Consider the following 19999-nt stretch of genomic DNA (forward strand, 5'->3'; position numbering starts at 1 on the left):
CATCCCTCGGACCGCAGTGTCACGCCCCGCAAGGTCCCCGAAAAATGGCGGAAATAGTGGAGGCCTTATCCTCGGCGGCGTGAAGCTCCTCCCGCAAGCGCTGCTCGGGCGCGAGACCGCCGAGGCGATCGCCATCCCCGTCGGGGCCCTCGCGGCCTCGCTGCTCGTGTTCGGCGCCTTCGTGGCCTCCCAGGGGGCGAACCCGCTCGGCGTCTATTACGAGATGTACCGCGGCGCCTTCGGCACGTGGTTCTCGTTCCAGAACACCCTCCTGCGCGCCGCGCCGCTCATGCTGACCGCGCTCTGCACGGCGCTCCCGGCGCGCCTCGGCCTCATCGTCATCGGCGGCGAGGGCGCGGTCGTCGTGGGCGGGCTCTCGGCCGCGTCGGCGGCGCTGGCCTCGCGGGCGTTCGGCGCGCCGCCCGTCGCGGTGCTCGCCGCGATGCTCCTGTCGGGGCTCGCCGCCGGCGCGCTCTGGATCGGCCTCGCCGGCGCGCTGCGCGTGTACCGCGGCGTGAGCGAGACGATCAGCAGCCTGCTCCTCAACTACATCGGGATCGCGATCCTGAACCACCTCGTCGAGGGCCCCCTGCGCGACCCGGCGAGCCTGAACAAGCCGTCCACGGCCCCGATCGGCGCCGAGAACGCGCTGGGGAGCCTGCCCGGCGTCGAGGTCCACTGGGGCCTCGCCTACGGCGTGCTCGCCTGCGCGCTCTGCTACGTGCTCATGCACCGGACGACGTTCGGCTTCGCCGCGGCGATGAGCGGCGGCAACGTCCGCGCGGCGCTCCTCGCCGGCCTGCCGGTCAAGCGCCTCGTCGTGATCACCTGCATGCTCGGCGGCGCGAGCGCTGGGCTCGCCGGCATGGTGGAGGTCGCGGCCGTCCACGGCCGCGCCAGCGCGTCGCTGATCAGCGGCTATGGGACCACCGGGATCCTCGTCGCGTTCCTCGCGCGCCACGACCCGCTCGCGATCCTGCCGGTCGCCCTCCTGCTCGGCGGCATCGGCGCGAGCGGCGGCCTGCTGCAGCGCACCGCGCAGCTCCCCGACGCGACGGTCACCGTGCTCCAGGGGATCCTGTTCATCGCGATCCTCGCGAGCGAGACGCTCCACGGGCGCCCCCGCGCCGCCCGCGCGCCCGAGGTCCGGCAGGCGGCGCCGGCATCGGCGGTGGCGTGATGAGCGACGCAACGGCGCTGGGTCTCTGGGGCATCCCCCTCGCGGTCGCCGCCGGGGCCATCCGCATCAGCACGCCTTTCCTCTTCGTGAGCCTCGGCGAGTGCCTCACCGAGAAGAGCGGCCGCGTGAACCTCGGCCTGGAGGGCACGCTCGTCATGGGCGCGATGGGCGGCTACGGCGTCTCTTACCTCACCGGCTCTGCCTGGCTCGGCGTCCTCGCCGCCGGCCTCATCGGCGCGGCGCTCGGCGCGCTGCACGCGTGGCTGTGCTCGAAGCCGCGGGTCAACGACATCGCGGTCGGCATCGCGCTCATGCTCTTCGGCGTCGGCCTCGCCTTCTTCCTCGGCAAGCCGCTCATCCAGCCGACGGCGCCCCGCCTGCCCGCGATCTCGCTCGGCTCCTTCAGCGATCTGCCGCAGGTCCGCGCCGCGCTCGAGGTGAACGCCCTCTTCCTCATCGGCGCCGCGCTCGCCCCGCTGCTGCTCTGGATGCTGAGCCGCACCCGCTCCGGGCTCGTGCTCCGCACCGTCGGCGAGAGCGCCGACAGCGCCCGCGCGATGGGGGTCGACGTGAACCTCGTCCGGCGGCGCGCGACGATGGCCGGCGGCTTCCTGGCCGGCGTCGGCGGCTCGTTCCTCTCGCTCTTCTATCCCGGCAGCTGGAACGAGGGCCTGTCGAGCGGACAGGGGCTCATGGCCGTCGCCCTCGTCATCTTCGCGCGCTGGAACCCGGTGCGCTGCCTCGCGGCCTCGCTCCTCTTCGGCGGCGCGAGCGCGCTCGGCCCGGCGCTCCAGTCGGTGGGCGTCACCTGGGGATACCACCTCTTCAACGCCGCGCCGTACATCGTCACGCTGGCCATCCTCGTCGCCGCGAGCTCCGCGACCCGGCCCCTGCGCGACCAGCCCGCCGAGCTCACGCTCGCCCGATGAGCCCTGAAGACGCGAACACCCCAGGAACCACGCGAAACGCTGCGAAACGCTGAACGACAGGAGGACTCGACGCATGACCTACGTGGCCGCTGACCCCTACGCCTGGCCGTACAACGGCGAGCTCCGCCCCGAGACGACGGCCCTCATCGTCATCGACATGCAGACCGACTTCTGCGGCAAGGGCGGGTACATCGATCGGCTCGGATATGACATCTCGCTGACGCGGGCCTGCATCGCGCCGATCCAGCGCGTGCTCGCGGAGGTGCGCCGCCGTGGCGTCCACGTCCTGCACACGCGCGAGGGGCACCGGCCGGACCTCTCCGATCTCCCGGCGAACAAGCGGTGGCGCTCGCGCCGGACCGACGGCGGGCGCGGCACGGGCGTCGGCATCGGGGATCCGGGGCCGTGCGGGCGGGTGCTCGTCCGGGGAGAGCCGGGCTGGGAGATCATCCCGGAGCTCGCGCCCCTGCCCGGCGAGCCGATCATCGACAAGCCGGGCAAGGGCTCGTTCTGCGCGACCGACCTCGATCTCATCCTCCGCCAGCGCCGCATCGAGAACCTGATCCTCACGGGGATCACGACGGACGTCTGCGTGCACACGACCCTGCGCGAGGCGAACGATCGCGGCTACGAGTGCGTGCTGCTCTCCGACTGCTGCGCCGCCACGGACCCCGGCAACCACGCCGCGGCCCTGAAGATGATCACGATGCAGAACGGCGTGTTCGGCGCGGTCTCGACCTCCGCGGCGCTCCTGGAGGCGCTCGCGTCGTGATGGCCCCGCGCGTCCTCTCGAGCCCGGCGGCGAGGCCGACCCGCGCCGCCGCCGCCCGCGCCGCCGGCCCGCTCGGGCCGCCCCCGGCGCTCTCCGCCGCCGGGATCACGAAGCGGTTCGGGCCGCTGCTCGCGCTCGACGACGTGTCGCTGCGCCTCGCGCCCGGGAGCTTCCACGCGCTCCTCGGCGAGAACGGCGCCGGCAAGAGCACGCTTGTCAAGTGCATCATGGGCTATCACCCGGCCGACGCGGGCGAGGTGCGGGTCGGCGACGCCGCCCTGTCCATCAGGAGCCCGCGCGAGGCGCGGTCGCTGGGGATCGGCATGGTCTACCAGCACTTCACCCTGGTGATGAACATGACGGTCGCCGAGAACCTCGTGCTCGCGCGCCCGTCGCTCCCCCCCGTCATCGACTGGCGCAAGGAGCGCGAGGCGATCCGCGCGTTCATGGCGCGCATGCCCTTCCGGATGGATCCGGAGTGGACCGTGCGCGAGCTGTCCGCGGGCGAGAAGCAGAAGCTCGAGATCCTGAAGCAGCTCTACCTCGGCAGCAGGATCATCCTCCTCGACGAGCCCACCTCGGTCCTCACGCCCGCGGAGGCGGACGAGGTGCTCGGGATGCTCCGGCGGATGGCCGACGAGCAGCGGATCAGCGTGCTCATGATCTCGCACAAGTTCCGCGAGGTGACGGCGTTCGCCGACGAGGTCACGGTGCTGCGGCGCGGCCGGGTCGCGGGCCGGGGAGAGGCCCGGGATCTCACGCCGGCGGCCATGGCCGAGATGATGGTCGGCGCGCAGCCGGCGCGCGTCTCCGCGGCGCGCGGCGACGCGCCCGCCGGGGAGCCGGTCCTGCGCATCGAGGGGCTCGCCGCGACCGACGGCCGCGGGCGGCCGGCGCTCGACGGCGTGACGCTCACGGTCCGCCGCGGCGAGATCGTCGGGATCGCCGGCGTCTCGGGCAACGGGCAGGAGGAGCTCGTCGAGGTGCTCGCGGGCCAGCGGGCCGCGCGGGCGGGCAAGGTGCTCGTCCATGGCGAGCCGTACGGCGCCGGACGCGAGCAGACCCGGGCGCACCGGGTGCGGTGCCTGCCCGAGGAGCCGCTGCGCAACGCCTGCGTGCCTGCGATGTCGGTCGCCGAGAACCTCGGCTTCCGCGCCTTCGACAGGCCGCCGTTCACCGCGCTCCGCTTCGGCGTGAGCCGCGCCGCGCTGCGGCGGTCGGCCGAGCGCCTCGTCGCCGAGTACGCCGTCGAGACGCCCTCGGTCGACGCGCCGATCGGCCGGCTCTCCGGCGGGAACGTGCAGCGGGCCGTGCTCGCGCGCGAGCTCGGGCTCGGCTCCGGCGAGGGCATCGAGCTCCTCATCGCCGCCAATCCGTGCTTCGGGCTCGATTTCGCGGCCGTGGCCGAGATCCGCTCCCGCATCCTCCTGGCGCGCAACCGCGGCACGGCCGTCCTCCTCGTGAGCGCGGATCTCGACGAGATCTTCGCCCTGGCCGACAGGGTCCTCGTGATGAGCGAGGGCCGCATCGTCCACGAGTCGCCGATCGCCTCGGCCGACGTCGCGGAGATCGGGCGCGCGATGGCGGGGCACCGATGACGGCGCGGGCCCCCGAGATCGCGGCGAGCCCGCGCCCGTTCCGCCTCGCCGAGCCGGACGCGGTGGCGCTGCTCGTCATCGACATGCAGCGCGATTTCCTGGAGCCGGGCGGCTTCGGCGCGGCGCTCGGCAACGACGTCCGCCGGCTCCAGCGCATCGTGCCGACGGTCCGCCTGCTGCTCGACGCGTTCCGCGAGCGCGGCCTGTCGATCATCCACACAAAGGAGGGTCACAGACCGGATCTCTCGGACTGCCCGCCCGCGAAGCGGGCTCGAGGCGCGCCGGGCATGCGGATCGGCGATACCGGGCCGATGGGCCGCATCCTCGTCCTGGGCGAGCCTGGGAACGACTTCGTCCCCGAGCTCGCGCCGGCGCGTGGGGAGCTCGTCCTGCCGAAGCCTGGCAAGGGCGCCTTCTACAGGACGGGGCTCGACGCCCGGCTCGCGGCGCTCGGCGTCTCTCAGCTGCTCATCGCCGGCGTGACGACCGAGGTCTGCGTCCAGACCACGATGCGCGAGGCGAACGATCGCGGTTACGAGTGTCTGTTGATCGAGGACGCCACCGAGAGCTATTTCCCCGAGTTCAAGGCGGCGACCCTGGAGATGGTCCGCGCCCAGGGCGCCATCGTCGGCTGGACCGCCCCCGCCGCCGCGGTCCTCGAGGCCCTCTGATCCACGTCTATTGGTTGACGGAGCCGATGGCGCCGTTGACGAGGTAGTTCATGCTCTCGAGCACGAGGTCGGTCTGCCTCTGCTCGACGGCCTCGGCGATGACCACCTTGCCCTCGTTGTCCTTGACCGGCCCCTTGAAGATGACGAGCGTGCCGTCCGTGAGCCCCGCCTTCGCCTCCTCGGCCTTCTTCTTCGCCTCCTCGGAGACGGCGGGCCCGTAGGGCGAGAGCTTGACGAACCCCTCCTTGAAGCCGCCGCGCAGGAGGTGTTGATACGGCTTTCCTTCGCGGATCCACGCCATGTAGTCCGTGTATACCTTGGACCAGTTCCACTCGGCTCCGGTCAGGTACCCCTTCGGGGCGAGCGTTGCCTGGTTTGTGTGGTAACCGGTGCTGAAGACGCCGCGGCGCTCTGCCAGCTCGATGATCACCTTGGGCGAGTCCACGTGGGCGGTCAGGACGTCGACGCCTTGGTCGATGAGGCTGTTCGCCGCCTCCGCCTCCTTGACGGGCATCGACCAGTCGCCGGTGAAGATCACGGCCGTCGTCGCGCTCGGGTTCACGCTCCGGACGCCCAGCGTGAAGGCGTTGATGTTGCGAAGCACCTGCGGGATCGGCTTGGCCGCGATGAACCCGAGCTTGCCGCTCTTCGTCGTCATCCCGGCGACGATGCCGGACACGTACTCGGCCTCGTCGATATAACCGAAATAGCTGCCGACGTTGCTCGGGTGCTTCGACGCGTCGTAGAGGCCGCCGCAGTGGAGAAAGACCTTGTCCGGGAACTTCTCCGCCACCTTGAGGATGTGCGGATCGAAGTAGCCGAAGGACGTCGGGAAGATCACCGCCGCGCCGTCGAGGTGGATCATGCTCTCGATGGTCTTCTGCACGGCGACCGTCTCGGCGACGTTCTCCTCCTCGCGCGTCTTCACGCCGGCCAGCTTGGCGACCGCGGCGGCGCCCTCGGCGTGCGCCTGGTTGTAACCGTAGTCGTCCCGGGGGCCGACATAGATGAAGCCCACCGTGAGCGGCTGTTCGCTGGACGCCTCCTTGCTGCAGCCGGCCGCCGGCAGCAGCGAGAGCGAGAGGAGCAGCGGACGCAGGAAGGCGAAAGAGCTCCGGCGGCGCGGCGTGTCGGCTCCACCGGGGAGGAGCGGAGTTCTCGGGGTGTTCTTCACACCCTGGATCTGTACGCGCCTCTTCATTTCCGAGAGTTTTCCCGGCCATGAATTGTTCGCGCCCCACGCGATCGCCGTTGAGCGCGGACCGCTTGCCGTGCCATGGTTCCATCAACATGGGAGATTCGCGATGACGTCCATGAATCCAGCAGCAACGCGGAATGCGGCACCTGGGCATTTGCCGTTCATCGTTGCAGACGTGATGGCGCTCACCGCTCATCCGGACTTGGTCCCGTGGCGTCGCTTCCGGGAAGGTGTCGAGATCCATCGCCTTCACGGGAGCGGCGACGCGGGCTCCTCGGCGGCGCTCCTGCGCTATGCGCCAGGCGCGTCCGTGCCCCAGCACGTCCATCGCGGCCATGAGCACATCCTCGTGCTCGCTGGCTCTCAGACGGACGAGCGCGGGCACCACCGCGCCGGCACGCTGGTGGTGAACACCCCGGGCACCCGGCACAGCGTATCGAGCGCCGAGGGCTGCATCGTCCTCGCGATCTGGGAGCAGCCCGTCGTCTTCATCTGATCCACCTCACGAGGGGCACAGTCCGGTCATCTGGACATCCTCCCCGGCCATCTGGACATCCTCCCCGGCCATCTGGACATCCTCCCCGGCCATCTGGACATCCTCCCCGGCCATCTGGACATCCTCCCCGGCCATCTGGACATCCCACATCCGTACCCGGCGTCGGGGGCCGTCACGCGCAGCCGGGTGGTGGGGGCATCTGCCCGGAGAGATGTCACATGAAGGCGGGAAGGCGGAGGTTCGCCCGGACGCGGCCCTGCCGGCTCGGATATCCTGAGGGACATCGCTGCGATGCACGTCGCCCGGTGCACGCGGGATGGACGCCCGACGCGCGCCTGGTCCTCGTCTGTTCCTCATCTGTTCCTCATCTGTTCCTCACCTGATGCACCTCGTCTGCCAAGGCCTGATACGCGCCAGCGCGCTGGAATGGCGCCCCGGACCCGACGCGTGGGTGCTCACCGTCGCGTGCCATGCGCTGTTCGAGCTCGCGCCGTTCGAGTCGCCGATCACGAGCGGCCCCGCGGCCCCGCTGGAGGACGAGGGGGACGAGCGGCGGTTCGTCGAGCCGTGGGGCCCTGTCGCCCCGTTCAAGCGGTGGGGTGAGGTGCTCGTCGTCGGCCACGCGCACGCGCCCGAGGCCGGCGCGGCGACGTCGCTCATCGCGCGGCTCTCCGTCGGCGACATCGACAAGGCGATCGAGGTCCGCGGCGACTCGTGCTTCGCGTCGGACGGATCGCTCGGCGAGCCCGCGCCCTTCACGCGCGTGCCGCTCCGCTGGGAGCGCGCCCCGGGAGGTCCGTTCAGCGCGAACCCGGTCGGCGTGCCGACGGGCAGCGGCGCGCTCGCCGATGGATGGGGGCGAGCGCGCGCGCCGAACCTCCTGCCGATGGCGTCGTCGACCGCGATCCGGCACGGTCTCCTCGGGCCCGCCGGCTTCGGCCCGCTCCGGCCGGAGTGGCCCGACCGGGCGCAGCGCCTGCGCCGGCACGCGGCAGGCTGGGATCACGCGCGCTGGACCGAACGACCGCTGCCCGATGGCATCGACGCCGGGTACTTCAACGTCGCGCCGCTCGATCAGGTGACGAACGAGCTCACGGGCACGGAGCCGATCGTGCTCGAGCACCTGCACCCGCGCTTCCCGCGGCTCGCGACGCGCCTCCTCGCGCCGGCGCCGAGCGCGATCGCGGCGCTCAACGGCGTCGAGCAGCGCGTCCCCCTCCGGTGCGACACGCTCGTCATCGACGCCGATCACGGCGTCGCGGCGCTCGTGTGGCGTGGGCAGCTCATGCTCGATCGCCCTCCGGGCGAGGGGGTCGTGCTCGTCAGCCAGGGCGAGCTCGCGCCGAGCCTCACGGGCACGATGATGGCCCCGCTCTCGTCGAGGCCTTCCGCGGCCCTCCCGTTCCTGCAGACCCCCGCGCAGCTCGCCCCGGAGCCGCCCGCCGGAGCCGCGCCGGACGCGGCCGACCCGCGCTTCCCGCCGGCCGACCCGCGCTTCCCGCCGGCCGACCCGCGCTTCCCGCCGGCCGACCCGCGCTTCCCGCCGGCGCCCCCGTCGTCGCGCCCCGGCGAGGAGGAGGACCCCGCGCAGACCGTCGTGCCCGCCGTGGTGCTCCCGAGGCCCGCGCTCCCGTTCCACGCGCTCTCGCCGGTGCGATCCCACGGTCGCTCGCTCGCGCCGCACGAGCACGAGCACGAGCCGGAGGAAGGGCCGCCGACGCCGCCGGCGCCGCCGACGCCGCTCCCGCCGCCGGCGCGGCTCGCGGCGATGAGCGTCGCGGAGCCCGTCCGGACGGCGGCGGCCGCGCCCGACGCCGCCGTCCCCGAACGACGTCCCGCGGCTGTCCCCGAGCCGCTGCCCGCCGAGGGGCCGTCAGAGCCGACCTTGCCGGTCGAACCGTACCCCCTCGCGCGATGCGCGGCGATCGCGGCGCGGCTCGCGAGGCGCCCCGAAGCGCTGGACGCGATCCTCGCGGCGGAGGCGCTCTCGACGGACACGTGGGAGGCGCTGCACGCGCACTGGCTCGACGCGATCCGCGCCGACGTGGGGCGCGGAAAGAGGCGGCTGCTCTCGTCGTACGACGGGGCGTACATCGCGGCGCTGGAGGCCGAGCGAGGGCCGATCACGGCGGGCGAGTACGCCCGGCTCGTGATCGCGTCCGAGCGCGGGAACGACGCCCGGACGCGCGCGGAGCTCGGCCTGCCAGACGGCGTGCTGCTCCGGCTCCGGCGCGTGTGGCTGGAGAGGATCGTGAAGGATCCGATCGCGGCCCAGGAGGTGCGCGCGGCGATGCGCAGCGCGGCGGAGGCCTAGAGAGAGCGACTAGTTGAGGTCGATCGGGTCGCCGTAGACCTGCGTGTGGCCGCTCGAGTGGATCGTGATGTCGGTCCCCGAGATCACGATCTTGCCCGACTTCTCGAGCACGATGCTCGACTTGCCGCAGACGATCTCGACCCTGTCCCCGACCCGGGTCGCCTGCACGCTGCCGATCTCCACCGTCTCGTTGTTGCCCACGGCGCGCGATCGGTTCATTCCGACCACCTCGCGCGCGTTGTTCATCACCTGCTTCGCGAAGTCGTTGCCGACGGTCTGATCCTCGTTGCGCCCGATCGCGCTCACGCGATCGTTGCCGACGGTGACCTCCTCGTCGCGCTTGACGGTCTTGTGCAGGTCGCGCTCCGCCTGCATCCGGACGAGCTCCTTGCCCGCCGCGTCCTCGAACATGATCTCGTTGTAGCCGCCGGTCTCGGGCGACGAGCTGCTCTTCCAGCCGCTCTGCGTCTTGTTCTCGGGGAGCTTGTACGGCGTCTTCTGGAGGTTCGTGTACACCCGGCCCGTGATGATCGGGCGGTCGGGATCGGCGCCGAGGAAGTCGACGATCACCTCCTGGCCGACGCGCGGCAGGCTGGTGCCGCCGAAGCCGGCGCCGCTCCACGGCTGGCTCACGTGGATCCAGCACGACGACCCGTCGTTCATGCGGCCCTCGCGGTCCCAGTGGAACTGCACGCGCACGCGGCCGAACTCGTCGACGTGGATCTCCTGGCCGGGCGCGCCGACCACGGTGGCGCACTCGACCCCCTGGACGCGCGGCTTCGGCGTGCGGAGCGGCGGGCGGTACGGGACGTCCGCGGTCACGCCCCGGCACGCGTGCCGGAGGGAGCCCGGGATCTCTCCCGTGAGCGTCGACTCGAGGACGAGGAGCGCCCTGTCCGGGCCGAGCTCGGCCTTCGGGTGGTCGAGGAACGAGAGGACGGTGCCCGGCGCGAGATCGATCGTGTTGGTCTCGAAGGTGATCTCGCGGGCCGAGGCGCGCTTCGCGTCGAGCCGCCGCTGCGCGAGCGCGGCCCCCTCGGACTCGTCCGCGCGGTACTTGCCCTTGTCATCGGCGGCAGGCGTGCTCTCACCCCGGTCGCTCTCGAACAGGAACGCCCCGGGGACGTAGTGGAACCGCTCGAGCCGCTCCTCGACGCCGCCCGGGCCGGAGGCGCTCGCCACGAGATCGTACGACGCCGGTCGCCGGGTGTCGTGGTCGCGGACCGTGTACTTGCCCGGGCGCAGCCGGCGGGCGACGTGAACAGCGGTGACGTGCTCCCGGTCGGCGTCGGTCGGGTGGTCGCGGAACGCGATCGGGCGGCGACGGGCGTTGCCGTGCGGTCCGTCGTCGAGGACGAGCCGGCTCTCGCCGCCGCTCTCGAAGTAGAAGCTCACCCCCGCGTCCTCGAGCATGCGGCAGAGGAACGTGTAGTCGCTCTCGCCGTACTGGACGCGGTACTTGCGCTTCCTGTAGCTCCCGATGAGGCGCAGCGTCGGGGCGATCTCCCGCTCCTCGAGGAGCTTCAGGGCGATGTCGATCTCCGACATGTGCTGGAAGATCCGGTGGTTGCGCCGCTGCGTCGCGAGCCACAGCGCGGGGACGAGCGTGAGCTCGTAGGTGGAGAGGTGGCGCTCCTCGACGGCGATCTGCCGGAGGTGGCTGCAGATGCCGGACCACGCGCGGACCTTGTCGCTGTGCGCGGCGAAGCGCATCGGCCGGCCGATGACGGCCTCGAAATCGATGTCCGGGTTGTCCGACACGGCGACGACGCGCACCTCGAAGAGCGCCGACATGCGGTCGGATACCGTGAACTGGCGCACATCGAGCATGTCCCCGGACGCGACGTGCACCTCCGCCCGGGCCTCGCCGCGCGCGCTCAGCGCGCCGGCCACGCCGTTCCCCTTCACCAGATGAGCCGGGTTCGCACCGTCGTCCATACATGCTCCCATGCCCGCTCCTCCCGCACGGGACGTGACGGGGCCGACCGGTGGATGGTACCCGGCGAAGCGAGCGCGCCACAAGGCCGGCTCCGGCCCCTCACGAGGAGGACGACGAGGCGCAGCTCGCTTTCTCGGGCACAGAGGTTCAGGTGGACCGCACTTTGCCGTAGGCTGGGCATCCATGGATCCACGCGGGAAGTCGCTCCCCCCGGGGCCGCTCGTCACGGACGAGGACATCCGGGAAGAGCTCCGGCGGCTGTTCGACGCCGGCCCCGATTCGGGGCTCGTCATCCGGGTCTACGGCGAGTCGGGCGAGGGGGCGGCCGCGGCGGACGCCTTCCGCGAGATGTTCGCGTCGCTGCGCATGTACGAGGGGAAGCCGCAGGACCAGCCCCTGGAGATCCTCGTCGACGCCCCGAGCAAGGCGCACATCGCCCGCGCGCTGTCCGTGCTCGGCCACCAGCAGCACCAGAAGCGGATCCTCGATCACATCCTCACGACGTTCGGCCGCCGCCTGATCGACCCGCTCGCCGAGATCCTCGACACGACCCCGAGCGGCTCGTTGACGGCGCGGCTGACCATGCTGCGGGACATCTTCCTCGCGCACATCGCGGATCTGCGGATGACGCCCGAGTCGCAGCAGATCCTCACGAGCGACCTGCGCAAGCTCCTGTCCGACGACTACCTGGCGATGGTGGCGGAGAACGAGGAGCGCGTGCAGCGCCCGCGCGTGGCGAGGCTCGCGCAGCAGATCCTGAGGCTCGTCGGCTCGACGTTCCACCAGGCGCTCAAGCGCTGGCCGGCGCACGCCGAGCAGATCGCCTCGTCGATCGCGCGGCGGAGCCCGAAGAAGGTCCGGCTGAGCGAGGTGCCGAGGCTCATCCGCGGCCAGATCACCGACGGCATCGAGGAGTTCCTGTGGATCGAGACGAGCGCGGACATCGAGGGCGCGCTCCGCCCGATGCTCGCGGAGCACCAGGACGTGATGCCGGTGAAGCAGGCGACGCTCGAGCGCTCCACCTACCGGGAGTTCGCGGACGCCTGCTGGGCGATCATCGCCGAGCATTGCTGACGGCGGGTCGAGCGCGCCGCCGGCTCGCCTCCCGTCGCCCATCGTCACCGGACGTCGACCTCTTCCCTCGTCGCCGGGCGCCGACCGCCTCGCCGGACGCTGAGATCCTGCACGTCCCGGTCGCTCTGCTCACCGCCTCCGCCACATGTCCCGGTCGATCGCGTCCGGCGGATGGACTGCTGTCCTCCGGAGGGGGACCCCGCTCGCGCCGCGTGGGGAATGATTTCCGTCACCCGCTGTTGTAAGGGGCCGCTGGCGCCTGGACCGCCGCGCTCAGCGGCGTCCCGTTCGCCGGCGCGGAGAGCTTCTTCCCTGCGCGGAGGGGTGCACGGCCGTGATCGAAATCAGCGACCTATACAAGTATTATGGCGACCGGAAGGCCATCGGGCCCCTGTCGTTCTCCATCGAAACGGGCGAGATCGTCGGGCTGCTCGGCCTGAACGGCGCCGGCAAGACGACGACGCTCCGGATCCTCGCCTGCGACCTCCTGCCATCCGCAGGCCGGGTCCTCGTGGACGGGCTGGATGTCGTCGACCACCCGCACGAGGTGCGGTCCCGCATCGGATATCTCCCCGATCGGCCGCCGCTCTACGAGGAGATGAGCGTGCGCGCGTTCCTCCACTTCGCGGCGCGCCTGCGCGGCGTCGAGCCCGGCGCCGCCGACAAGCGCGTGGCCGAGGCGCTCGCGGTGACGCAGCTCGAGGACGTCGCCGCCGATCCCATCAGCGCGCTGTCGCACGGCTACAAGCAGCGCGTCGGCATCGCCCAGGCGATCGTGCACAAGCCGCGGCTGCTCGTCCTCGACGAGCCGATCAGCGGCCTGGATCCGGTGCAGATCGTCGAGATGCGCTCCCTGCTCCGGAGCCTGCGCGGCGAGCACACCATCCTGCTCTCGAGCCACATCCTCTCCGAGATCAGCGAGACGTGCGATCGCATCCTCGTCATCCGGGACGGCGAGATCGGCGCGCAGGGCACCGAGCAGGAGCTCTCGGCGAAGCTCCTCCACGGCGTCCGGATCGAGCTCACGGTCCGCGGCCCCGCGGCCGAGGGCGCCGGCCACCGCGTGACGCGCGGCGAGGCGGCGCGGGCGCTCGAGCTCGCCCGCGAGATCGAGGGGGTCACGTCCGTCGAGCAGCTCGCCACGACCGAGCCGGGGAGCGACGTCGTGAGCTTCGCGGTCGAGGCCGATCGCGACGTGCGGGCGGCGCTGTGCGCCGAGCTCGTGCAGGCGGGGATCGGCATCCTCGAGGTGAAGCGGAGCGAGCGCGAGCTCGAGTCGGTGTTCCTGCGGCTCGCCACGCGCGCGCCGCAGGCGACGAAGGGGAGGCCCGCCGCCGCCGACGGGGCGAGGGCCGGCGGCCAGGCGAAGAAGGCCCCTGCCGGGGAGCAGGCGGAGGAAGGCGAGGGCGAAACATGAGAGGGACATTGCTCGTCGCGCGGCGGGAGCTGTCCGCGTACCTGAGGTCACCGCTCGGGTACGTCGTCGCCGCCGCGGCGTTGCTCATCGACGGCATCTACTTCCAGGTCGCGGCGCTCGGATCGGGCGCGCGGCTGTCGGCGGAGGTGCTGCTCAAGTTCTTCGACGGCACGGCGTTCATCACCATGGTCGCGGCGCTCATCCTCTCGATGCGGCTCATCGCCGGCGAGCGCGAGAGCGGGACGCTCATCCTGCTCAGGACGGCGCCCGTGCGCGACGGCGAGATCATCGTCGGCAAGTTCCTCGCCGCGCTCGCGCTGGTCGGCGTGATGACCGCGATCACGATCTACATGCCGCTGATGATCTTCGTGAACGGCAAGGTGTCCGTCGGGCACATCCTGGTCGGCTACTCCGGGGTGCTGCTGCTCGGCGCCGCGTCGCTCGCGATCGGGCTCTTCGCCTCGACGCTCGCGGCGAGCCAGGTCATCGCGGTCATCCTCGGGGCGGCGATCCTCGGGACGCTCGGCTTCCTGTTCCTCGTCGCCCGCGTGACGGCGCCGCCGCTCAACGACTTCGTGAGCGCGCTGAACCTCTACCCGCTCAACCAGAAGCCGTTCCTGAACGGCGTGCTCCGGCTGGAGAACGTCCTGTACTACGTCGCGGTCGCGTACTTCTTCCTGCTCGCCGCGACCCACACCCTCAGAGCACGGAGGTGGCGGTGAAGGACCAGAAGACTCAGGCCGACGAGGCCGAGATCAGCGGCGAGGAGGCGAGCGCCGCGCAGCGCGCCGCCGCGCCGGCGCCGGGCCCGGAGCAAGAGGCCCCGCCGGCTGGCGAGCCGGCGCCCGCCGCGCAGCCCGGGGCGCCCGCGCTGAGCGCCGGGGGCTGGATGGTGCCGGCGTACGCGGGCGCGCTCCTCGCCATCTTCCTGGGCGAGCGCGTGGTGCCCACGATCGATGGGCTCCGCTACGCGCTGTCGGGGCTCGGGCTGCTGACGCTCGTCCTCGTCACCGCGCTGCGCTTCGCGACGGCCGTGCGCGAGGCGGGCGAGCGCCGCGTCGTCGAGCGCGCGCTCGCGATCCTGTCGGCGCTCGGGGTCGTCGCGGTGGCGGCCTACTTCACGACGACCGACGCGGGGCGCGACCTGCTCGGCGTCTCGCAGGCCGCGCCCGAGCTGCGCGCGCGCATCGACGCGGCCACGATGGTCGGCTGGATCGCGCTGCTCGTCATCGCGACGGTGCCGCTGTTCTTCGGCGAGGCGGCGCTCGCGCCGATGCGGCGCGCCGAGCGCATCGAGGGCCGGCGCGTGCGCGCCGCGACGCTCTCGGGCGTGACGCTCGCGTTCGCGGCGGTCTACTCGGCGCTCTTCGTGTACGCGGCGAGCCAGCTCGATCTCAAGGCGGACTTCTCGTACTACCGCACGGCCCGCCCCGGCGACTCGACGAAGCGCGTCGCCGAGAGCCTGACCGAGCCGCTCAAGATCACGGCCTTCTTCCCGCAGCTGAGCGAGGTGGGCGCCGAGGTCGAGGGCTACCTGCGCGAGGTGAAGGCGGCGTCGCCGCAGATCACCGTGGAGATGCAGGACCGGCTGCTCGTCCCCGCGCTCGCCAAGGAGGCGAAGGTCACGCAGGACGGCGTCCTCGTGCTCTCGCGCGACACCTCGCGCGAGACGCTCACCATCGGCGCCGACATCAAGACCGCCGGCGCCAAGCTGAAGAGCCTCGACGCCGACTTCCAGAAGGCGCTGCTCAAGGTGATCCGCGCGCAGCGCACCGCCTACTTGACGGTCGGCCACGGCGAGATGAACGAGGCGACCTCCGCGGCCGAGGGGCGGACGGCCAAGAACCTCCGCAAGCTGCTCGAGTCCCAGAACTACGCCATCAAGGATCTCGGGCTCGCCCAGGGCCTCGGCAGCGAGCTCCCGAAGGACGCGAGCGTCGTCATCGTGCTCGGCCCGCAGAAGGAGTTCCTGCCGGAGGAGGTCGCGGCCCTCAAGCGGTACGCCGACGACGGCGGGCACCTCCTGCTCGCGCTCGATCCGGAGGCCAAGGTCGACCTGTCGCCGCTCGCCGGCGCCGTGGGCCTCACGTGGAGGCCCGAGGTGCTGGCGAACGATCGGGTCCACGTGCGGCGGCGCTTCAACGACTCGGACCACGCGATGCTGGTCACGACGCGGTACTCCTCGCACGCCTCGGTCTCGACCTTGAGCCGCCACGCGCAGCAGGCGCCGACGATCTTCCCGGGCGCGTCGTCGCTCGACAAGGTCGAGGGCGGCGACCTGAAGATCGACTTCGTCGTCCGCTCGCTGGGCGAGACGTTCGCCGACGCGAACGGCGACTTCAAGTTCGACGACGGGAGCGAGAAGCGGAGCGCCTACAACCTCGCCGCGGCGGTCTCGAAGGAGCTCGCGCCCGGCGACGGTGGCGGCAAGGACAAGAAGGAGCTGCGCGCGTTCGTGGTCGCCGACGCCGACGTGTTCAGCGACGCAGCATTCAGGAACGAGCCCAACATCGTGCTCGCGCTCGACGCGTTCCGGTGGCTCGGCGGCGAGGAGAGCTTCGCCGGGGAGATCACGACGAACGAGGACGTCCGGATCGAGCACACGAAGGAGAAGGACCAGGTCTGGTTCTGGGCCACGATCCTCGTGGCGCCGGCCATGGTGCTTGGGCTCGGGCTCTTCATCACGCGCCGCGGGCGGCGCGCGAGCGGGAGGCGCGCATGAGGTTGGATCGCAGCTTTTTCGTGCACCTCGGTCTTCTCGTGGTCGCGACCTTGTTCGCGGTCGTCGTCTGGACGCGCGACAAGACGGCGGCCGCGCTCTCGGTCGCGGACGTGACCGTCTGGGCCGGCCGCGCCGAGGACGTCGAGCGCATCGCCTTCGAGGGCAAGTCGAAGACGGTCGTCCTCGAGGCGAAGAAGGACAAGGACGGCCGTTACTTTGTCGGCACGGCCGAGCGCAGGACGACGCCCCCGGCCAGCAAGCCGAAGGACGATGTCCACGAGGACCACGGCGACGAGCCGCACGACGACCCGCCTGCGGAGCCGGAGCCGACGGTCAAGACGACGACGTTCGTCTCGGTGAGCGGCGGCAACAAGCTCGCCGAGACGATCGCGCCGCTGAAGGCCCTGCGCTCCATCGGCCGCATCGCGGACGATCGCGCCAGCGAGTTCGGCCTGGCCGAGCCGGAGGGCACGATCACCGTCAAGCTGCGCGGCGTAGAGCGCAAGCTGGTCGTCGGCGGCGCGACCCCGGGCGGCGCGGACCGCTACGCGCGCGACGAGGCCACCGGCGAGGTGTACGCCATCAAGGGCGACGTCTACCGCGATCTCGAGACCGCGGAGTCGCGGCTCATGGAGCGGGAGCTGCACGAGTGGAAGGACGTCGCTCTCACCCGGGCGCGCGTCATCGCGGGCGACAAGCGCCGCGAGCTCGTGCGCAGCGGCGATGAGGGCAAGAAGTTCTGGGCCGATCCAGCGAGCCCCGAGCAGAACGACGAGACCGTCGGCAACTGGATGAGCAAGCTCGACCGCCTCCGCCCCACGGAGTACCTGGCCGCTGCCCCGGAGCAGAAGGAGGTCGTGGCGCGGATCGAGTACACCGGCCGCTCGGGCGACATCGGCTTCATCGAGCTCGTGAAGGGGCCCCCCGGGGCGAGCGGCAAGCCCGACTACTTCCTGGTCACGGAGCGCACCCGCCTCTACGGCAAGGTGCCCGTGGGCGTCGCGGAGCAGGTCGAACAGGACGTCGGCGCCGTCGTCAAGTAGCCCCTGCGCCTCGCGAGCGCGCCCGGGGCAGCCCCCCGGCGCGCTCGCCGTTCCAGGGGCGCCGGCCGCGTCCCGCGGCGCAAGCTGCCCCGCCGGGATCGCTCTTTACTTGCCGTCCCGGGGCCGGTCCTGCAACGCTCGTGCGCAATGATCTTCCGACGATGGCCCACCCTGGCGCTGAGCGCTGCGGCGGCGCTCGCCACGGCGTGCAGCTCGCCGCCTCCACCGCAACCCGTAACGCCGGCGCCGGTCGTGACCGCGGCGCCCGAGCCGCCGGCCCCTCCTGCCCCGAAGCCCTGCAAGGCGCTCGACGAGCAGTGCCAGGCAGATGAGTCGACCCGGGCGAAGATCGCCGGGAGCTCGCTCGTGCTCACGCCCGCGAAGGGCTGGACCTACGCCCAGGCAGAGAGCGCCACGATCGCGCAGGCCGCGGACGAGGGCCCTGCCCTCGCGACGGCGCAGGTCGATACGGGCGAGGGCAAGCAGACGGCCGAGAAGCGCGACGCCGCGCTCGACGCGCTGGCGCGCGAGATCAACGTCACGCTGCCCAAGAAGAAGGTGAGCTGGAAGAAGCCCGACGACGTCAAGGAGATCGCCGGAAGGAAGATCGGCCTGTGGCAGAGGGAGGGCGCCGTGCGCGGGACCAGGAAGGGCCCGCTGCTGATCTTCGCCGACGCCGGCACGGACGGGGAGATCGTGATCGGGCTCGGCTTCGTGCCCGACGACGACAACTCCGGCGCCGACGCGACCATCCTGCAGTCGATCGAGTCGATCTCGGTCGCGGAGGAGTGATCTCGTGACGGCACCGAACGTCGCGCCGGGCAGCGTCGTCGCGGGGAGGTTCTCCGTCCGCTCGCTCCTCGGCTACGGGGGCGCGACGGCCACCTTCCGCGCGGTGACGGCGCAGGCGCGCGACGTCGCCCTCAAGCTGTACGCGCCGGCCATCGGACAGCGGCCGGACGCGATGCAGCACCTGCAGCGGTACGTGGCCGAGACGAACAGGCTGCCGCACGAGCTCGTCGCGCACATTCTCGAGGCCGGCTACGACCCGGGGACGGCCGCGCCCTTCACGGTGACGGACATGATCCACGTCCCGTCGCTCGCGGAGCTCGCGCAGCGCCGGCCCATGAGCTTCGAGGAGGTCGGGGCGATGCTCCGCTCGCTCGCGGCGGTGCTCGACGCGGCGCACGCGCGCGAGGTGCCCCACCACGGCATCAAGCCGACGAACCTGTTCATCGACCCGAGCGCTCCGGGCAGCGTGAAGGTCACCGATTTCGGGCCGTCCGTCGCGCGGAGCATGCTGCCGACGTCGGAGGGCTACGTCCTCTCCGCCCCGTGGCTCGCGCCCGAGCAGCTGCAGGCGGGCGCCCCGGCGGGCGCCGCCGCCGACATCTTCTCGGCGGCGCTGGTCGCCTTCTTCGCGCTCACCGGCCGCTCGTACTGGCGATCCTGCCAGGGTCAGGTGGACGTGCCGGCCTGGCAGCGCGAGCTCATGGCGCCGCGCCTGTCCGCGTCGGCGCGCGCCGCGGAGCTCGGCGTTCCGGTGAGCCCCGTGCTGGACGCCGCCTTCGCGCGCGCGCTGGCGCACGATCCGCGCGATCGTTTCCGCTCGGCGAGCGAGCTCGCGGCCATGCTCAGCGGCTTCTCGGCCGCGGCGATCGAGGTGGGCTCGACGCTCGCCCTGTCCCCCTCGGCGAACGAAGCGCCCGCGCCCGTGCCGCCGGCCCACGCCGTCCCCGCGGCGAGCGCGCCCGCGCCTCTGCCGGCGGCCGACGCGACGCAGCTGGCCCCTTCGCCTTTTTCACCATCGACGCAGCTGGCCTCCTCGCCTTTTCCGGCATCGACGCAGCTGGCCCTCTCGCCTTTTCCGGCATCGACGCAGCTGGCCCCCTCGCCTTTTTCACCATCGCCGCCGCCGCCCCCCGCGCCGTTTCCACCCTCGGCGGCCCTGTCATCTTCACCGCAGCCGCCGCCCCCTTTCGCTGACGCGAACCTCGGGCAGGCGCCGTCGCCTTCGGCCCAGAGCGCCGCTGCCGCATCCCCTCGGAGCGCCGGCGCGATGCTGACCGCGGTCAGCGCGCCGCGGTCGCCCTGGGGCAAGGCGGCTTCCCTGACGGTGGGCATCGCTGCGGTGCTGCTCGTCGGGGGCACGGCCGCCGCGTGGTACGTCATGGATCGCAGGGAAGAGCCGCAGCCGAGCCCCGCCGCGTCGACAACGGCGTCCTCCATGGCCCCCGTGCCGACGGCCGCGCCCGCGCTGCCCGAGCCGATCGCGAGCGCGCAGGCGGCCGATGCCGGAGCCCCGGCCACCGCGACCCCGATCGACGCAGGCGCCTCGACCGACGCGGGCGCGAAGACCGACGCGCTCGTGAAGATCTCCTGCAAGCCCGTCGCGTGCGAGGAGATCACCGTCGATGGCAAGGCGACCCGAGCCCCTGAGGTCGAGCTCGATCTCAAGCCGGGAGTGCACAAGGTCAGCGTCAAGCGCACCGGCTACTTCCCGCGGAGCATGAGCATCGTCGTCAAGGCTGGCACGCCGCTCGTGCAGGAGTTCCAGCTCACCGAGATCCCCCCGGCGCCGGCTCAGCCCGCGGGGCAAGCCACGAACAAGCCTTGCGGTAAGTTCCTCAAGCGCTGCAAGTAGCC

At 72.0% G+C, this 19999-nt stretch carries 17 protein-coding genes; 14 read left to right on the forward strand and 3 right to left on the reverse strand.

The window, feature by feature from the left end; all coding sequences use genetic code 11:
• The first annotated feature begins 79 nt into the window (after positions 1-79).
• The 5 genes from WMF28_RS22080 to WMF28_RS22100 all read left to right on the forward strand — a co-directional run bounded on the left by WMF28_RS22080 (position 80) and on the right by WMF28_RS22100 (position 5150).
• Positions 80-1180 (forward strand): ABC transporter permease, encoded by a 1101-nt coding sequence (locus WMF28_RS22080; RefSeq protein ID WP_437595220.1) that lies wholly within the window; start codon positions 80-82, stop codon positions 1178-1180.
• Entirely contained in the window at positions 1180-2109 is a 930-nt protein-coding gene (locus tag WMF28_RS22085; RefSeq protein WP_437595221.1) for an ABC transporter permease, read from the forward strand. The genes WMF28_RS22080 and WMF28_RS22085 overlap by 1 nt, the downstream gene beginning before the upstream one ends.
• A 73-nt stretch (positions 2110-2182) precedes the next feature.
• The gene (biuH, locus tag WMF28_RS22090; protein WP_437595222.1) at positions 2183-2881 is read left to right on the forward strand and encodes a biuret amidohydrolase; all 699 of its coding nucleotides are present in this window, start codon (positions 2183-2185) and stop codon (positions 2879-2881) included.
• Positions 2881-4479: an ABC transporter ATP-binding protein gene (locus tag WMF28_RS22095; RefSeq protein ID WP_437604296.1), complete on the forward strand. Its 1599-nt coding sequence runs from the start codon at positions 2881-2883 to the stop codon at positions 4477-4479. Before biuH ends, WMF28_RS22095 begins: the two co-directional genes overlap by 1 nt.
• On the forward strand, positions 4476-5150 hold the full coding sequence (locus WMF28_RS22100; RefSeq protein WP_437595223.1) for a cysteine hydrolase family protein: 675 nt from the start codon (positions 4476-4478) through the stop codon (positions 5148-5150). Before WMF28_RS22095 ends, WMF28_RS22100 begins: the two co-directional genes overlap by 4 nt.
• A gap of 7 nt (positions 5151-5157) precedes the next feature.
• Here WMF28_RS22100 and WMF28_RS22105 read toward each other — a convergent pair whose 3' ends face one another.
• Positions 5158-6351 (reverse strand): BMP family ABC transporter substrate-binding protein, encoded by a 1194-nt coding sequence (locus WMF28_RS22105; protein WP_437595224.1) that lies wholly within the window; start codon positions 6349-6351, stop codon positions 5158-5160.
• A gap of 175 nt (positions 6352-6526) precedes the next feature.
• On the opposite strand from WMF28_RS22105, the gene WMF28_RS22110 reads away from it, so the two are divergent.
• Entirely contained in the window at positions 6527-6844 is a 318-nt protein-coding gene (locus tag WMF28_RS22110) for a cupin domain-containing protein (RefSeq protein WP_437595225.1), read from the forward strand.
• 6 nt (positions 6845-6850) lie between these two features.
• Here the strand turns inward: WMF28_RS22110 and WMF28_RS22115 are convergent, their stop codons facing one another.
• Complete coding sequence (locus WMF28_RS22115; protein WP_437595226.1) at positions 6851-6979, reverse strand: hypothetical protein; 129 nt, start codon at positions 6977-6979, stop codon at positions 6851-6853.
• 247 nt (positions 6980-7226) lie between these two features.
• Here WMF28_RS22115 and WMF28_RS22120 point away from each other — a divergent pair, with 247 nt between their 5' ends.
• Positions 7227-9158 (forward strand): DUF2169 family type VI secretion system accessory protein, encoded by a 1932-nt coding sequence (locus WMF28_RS22120; RefSeq protein WP_437595227.1) that lies wholly within the window; start codon positions 7227-7229, stop codon positions 9156-9158.
• Positions 9159-9167: 9 nt separating this feature from the next.
• Here WMF28_RS22120 and WMF28_RS22125 read toward each other — a convergent pair whose 3' ends face one another.
• Positions 9168-11108 (reverse strand): type VI secretion system Vgr family protein, encoded by a 1941-nt coding sequence (locus tag WMF28_RS22125; protein WP_437595228.1) that lies wholly within the window; start codon positions 11106-11108, stop codon positions 9168-9170.
• A gap of 172 nt (positions 11109-11280) precedes the next feature.
• Here WMF28_RS22125 and WMF28_RS22130 point away from each other — a divergent pair, with 172 nt between their 5' ends.
• The 7 genes from WMF28_RS22130 to WMF28_RS22160 all read left to right on the forward strand — a co-directional run bounded on the left by WMF28_RS22130 (position 11281) and on the right by WMF28_RS22160 (position 19997).
• A complete protein-coding gene (locus WMF28_RS22130; RefSeq protein ID WP_437595229.1) occupies positions 11281-12171 on the forward strand; it encodes a hypothetical protein in 891 nt (296 codons plus the stop codon).
• A gap of 334 nt (positions 12172-12505) precedes the next feature.
• Positions 12506-13588 (forward strand): ABC transporter ATP-binding protein, encoded by a 1083-nt coding sequence (locus tag WMF28_RS22135; RefSeq protein WP_437595230.1) that lies wholly within the window; start codon positions 12506-12508, stop codon positions 13586-13588.
• Entirely contained in the window at positions 13585-14310 is a 726-nt protein-coding gene (locus WMF28_RS22140; protein ID WP_437475460.1) for an ABC transporter permease, read from the forward strand. Before WMF28_RS22135 ends, WMF28_RS22140 begins: the two co-directional genes overlap by 4 nt.
• A complete protein-coding gene (locus tag WMF28_RS22145; protein WP_437595231.1) occupies positions 14307-16310 on the forward strand; it encodes a Gldg family protein in 2004 nt (667 codons plus the stop codon). The genes WMF28_RS22140 and WMF28_RS22145 overlap by 4 nt, the downstream gene beginning before the upstream one ends.
• Complete coding sequence (locus tag WMF28_RS22150) at positions 16307-17353, forward strand: DUF4340 domain-containing protein (protein ID WP_437595232.1); 1047 nt, start codon at positions 16307-16309, stop codon at positions 17351-17353. The genes WMF28_RS22145 and WMF28_RS22150 overlap by 4 nt, the downstream gene beginning before the upstream one ends.
• Before the next feature lie 147 nt (positions 17354-17500).
• Positions 17501-18145, forward strand: coding sequence for a hypothetical protein (locus WMF28_RS22155; protein ID WP_437595233.1), 645 nt, complete (start codon positions 17501-17503; stop codon positions 18143-18145).
• Between the two features lie 4 nt (positions 18146-18149).
• The gene (locus tag WMF28_RS22160; RefSeq protein WP_437595234.1) at positions 18150-19997 is read left to right on the forward strand and encodes a serine/threonine protein kinase; all 1848 of its coding nucleotides are present in this window, start codon (positions 18150-18152) and stop codon (positions 19995-19997) included.
• Positions 19998-19999: the final 2 nt, after the last annotated feature.

The organism is Sorangium sp. So ce590 (assembly GCF_051521365.1).
Taxonomy (GTDB): domain Bacteria; phylum Myxococcota_A; class Polyangia; order Polyangiales; family Polyangiaceae; genus Sorangium.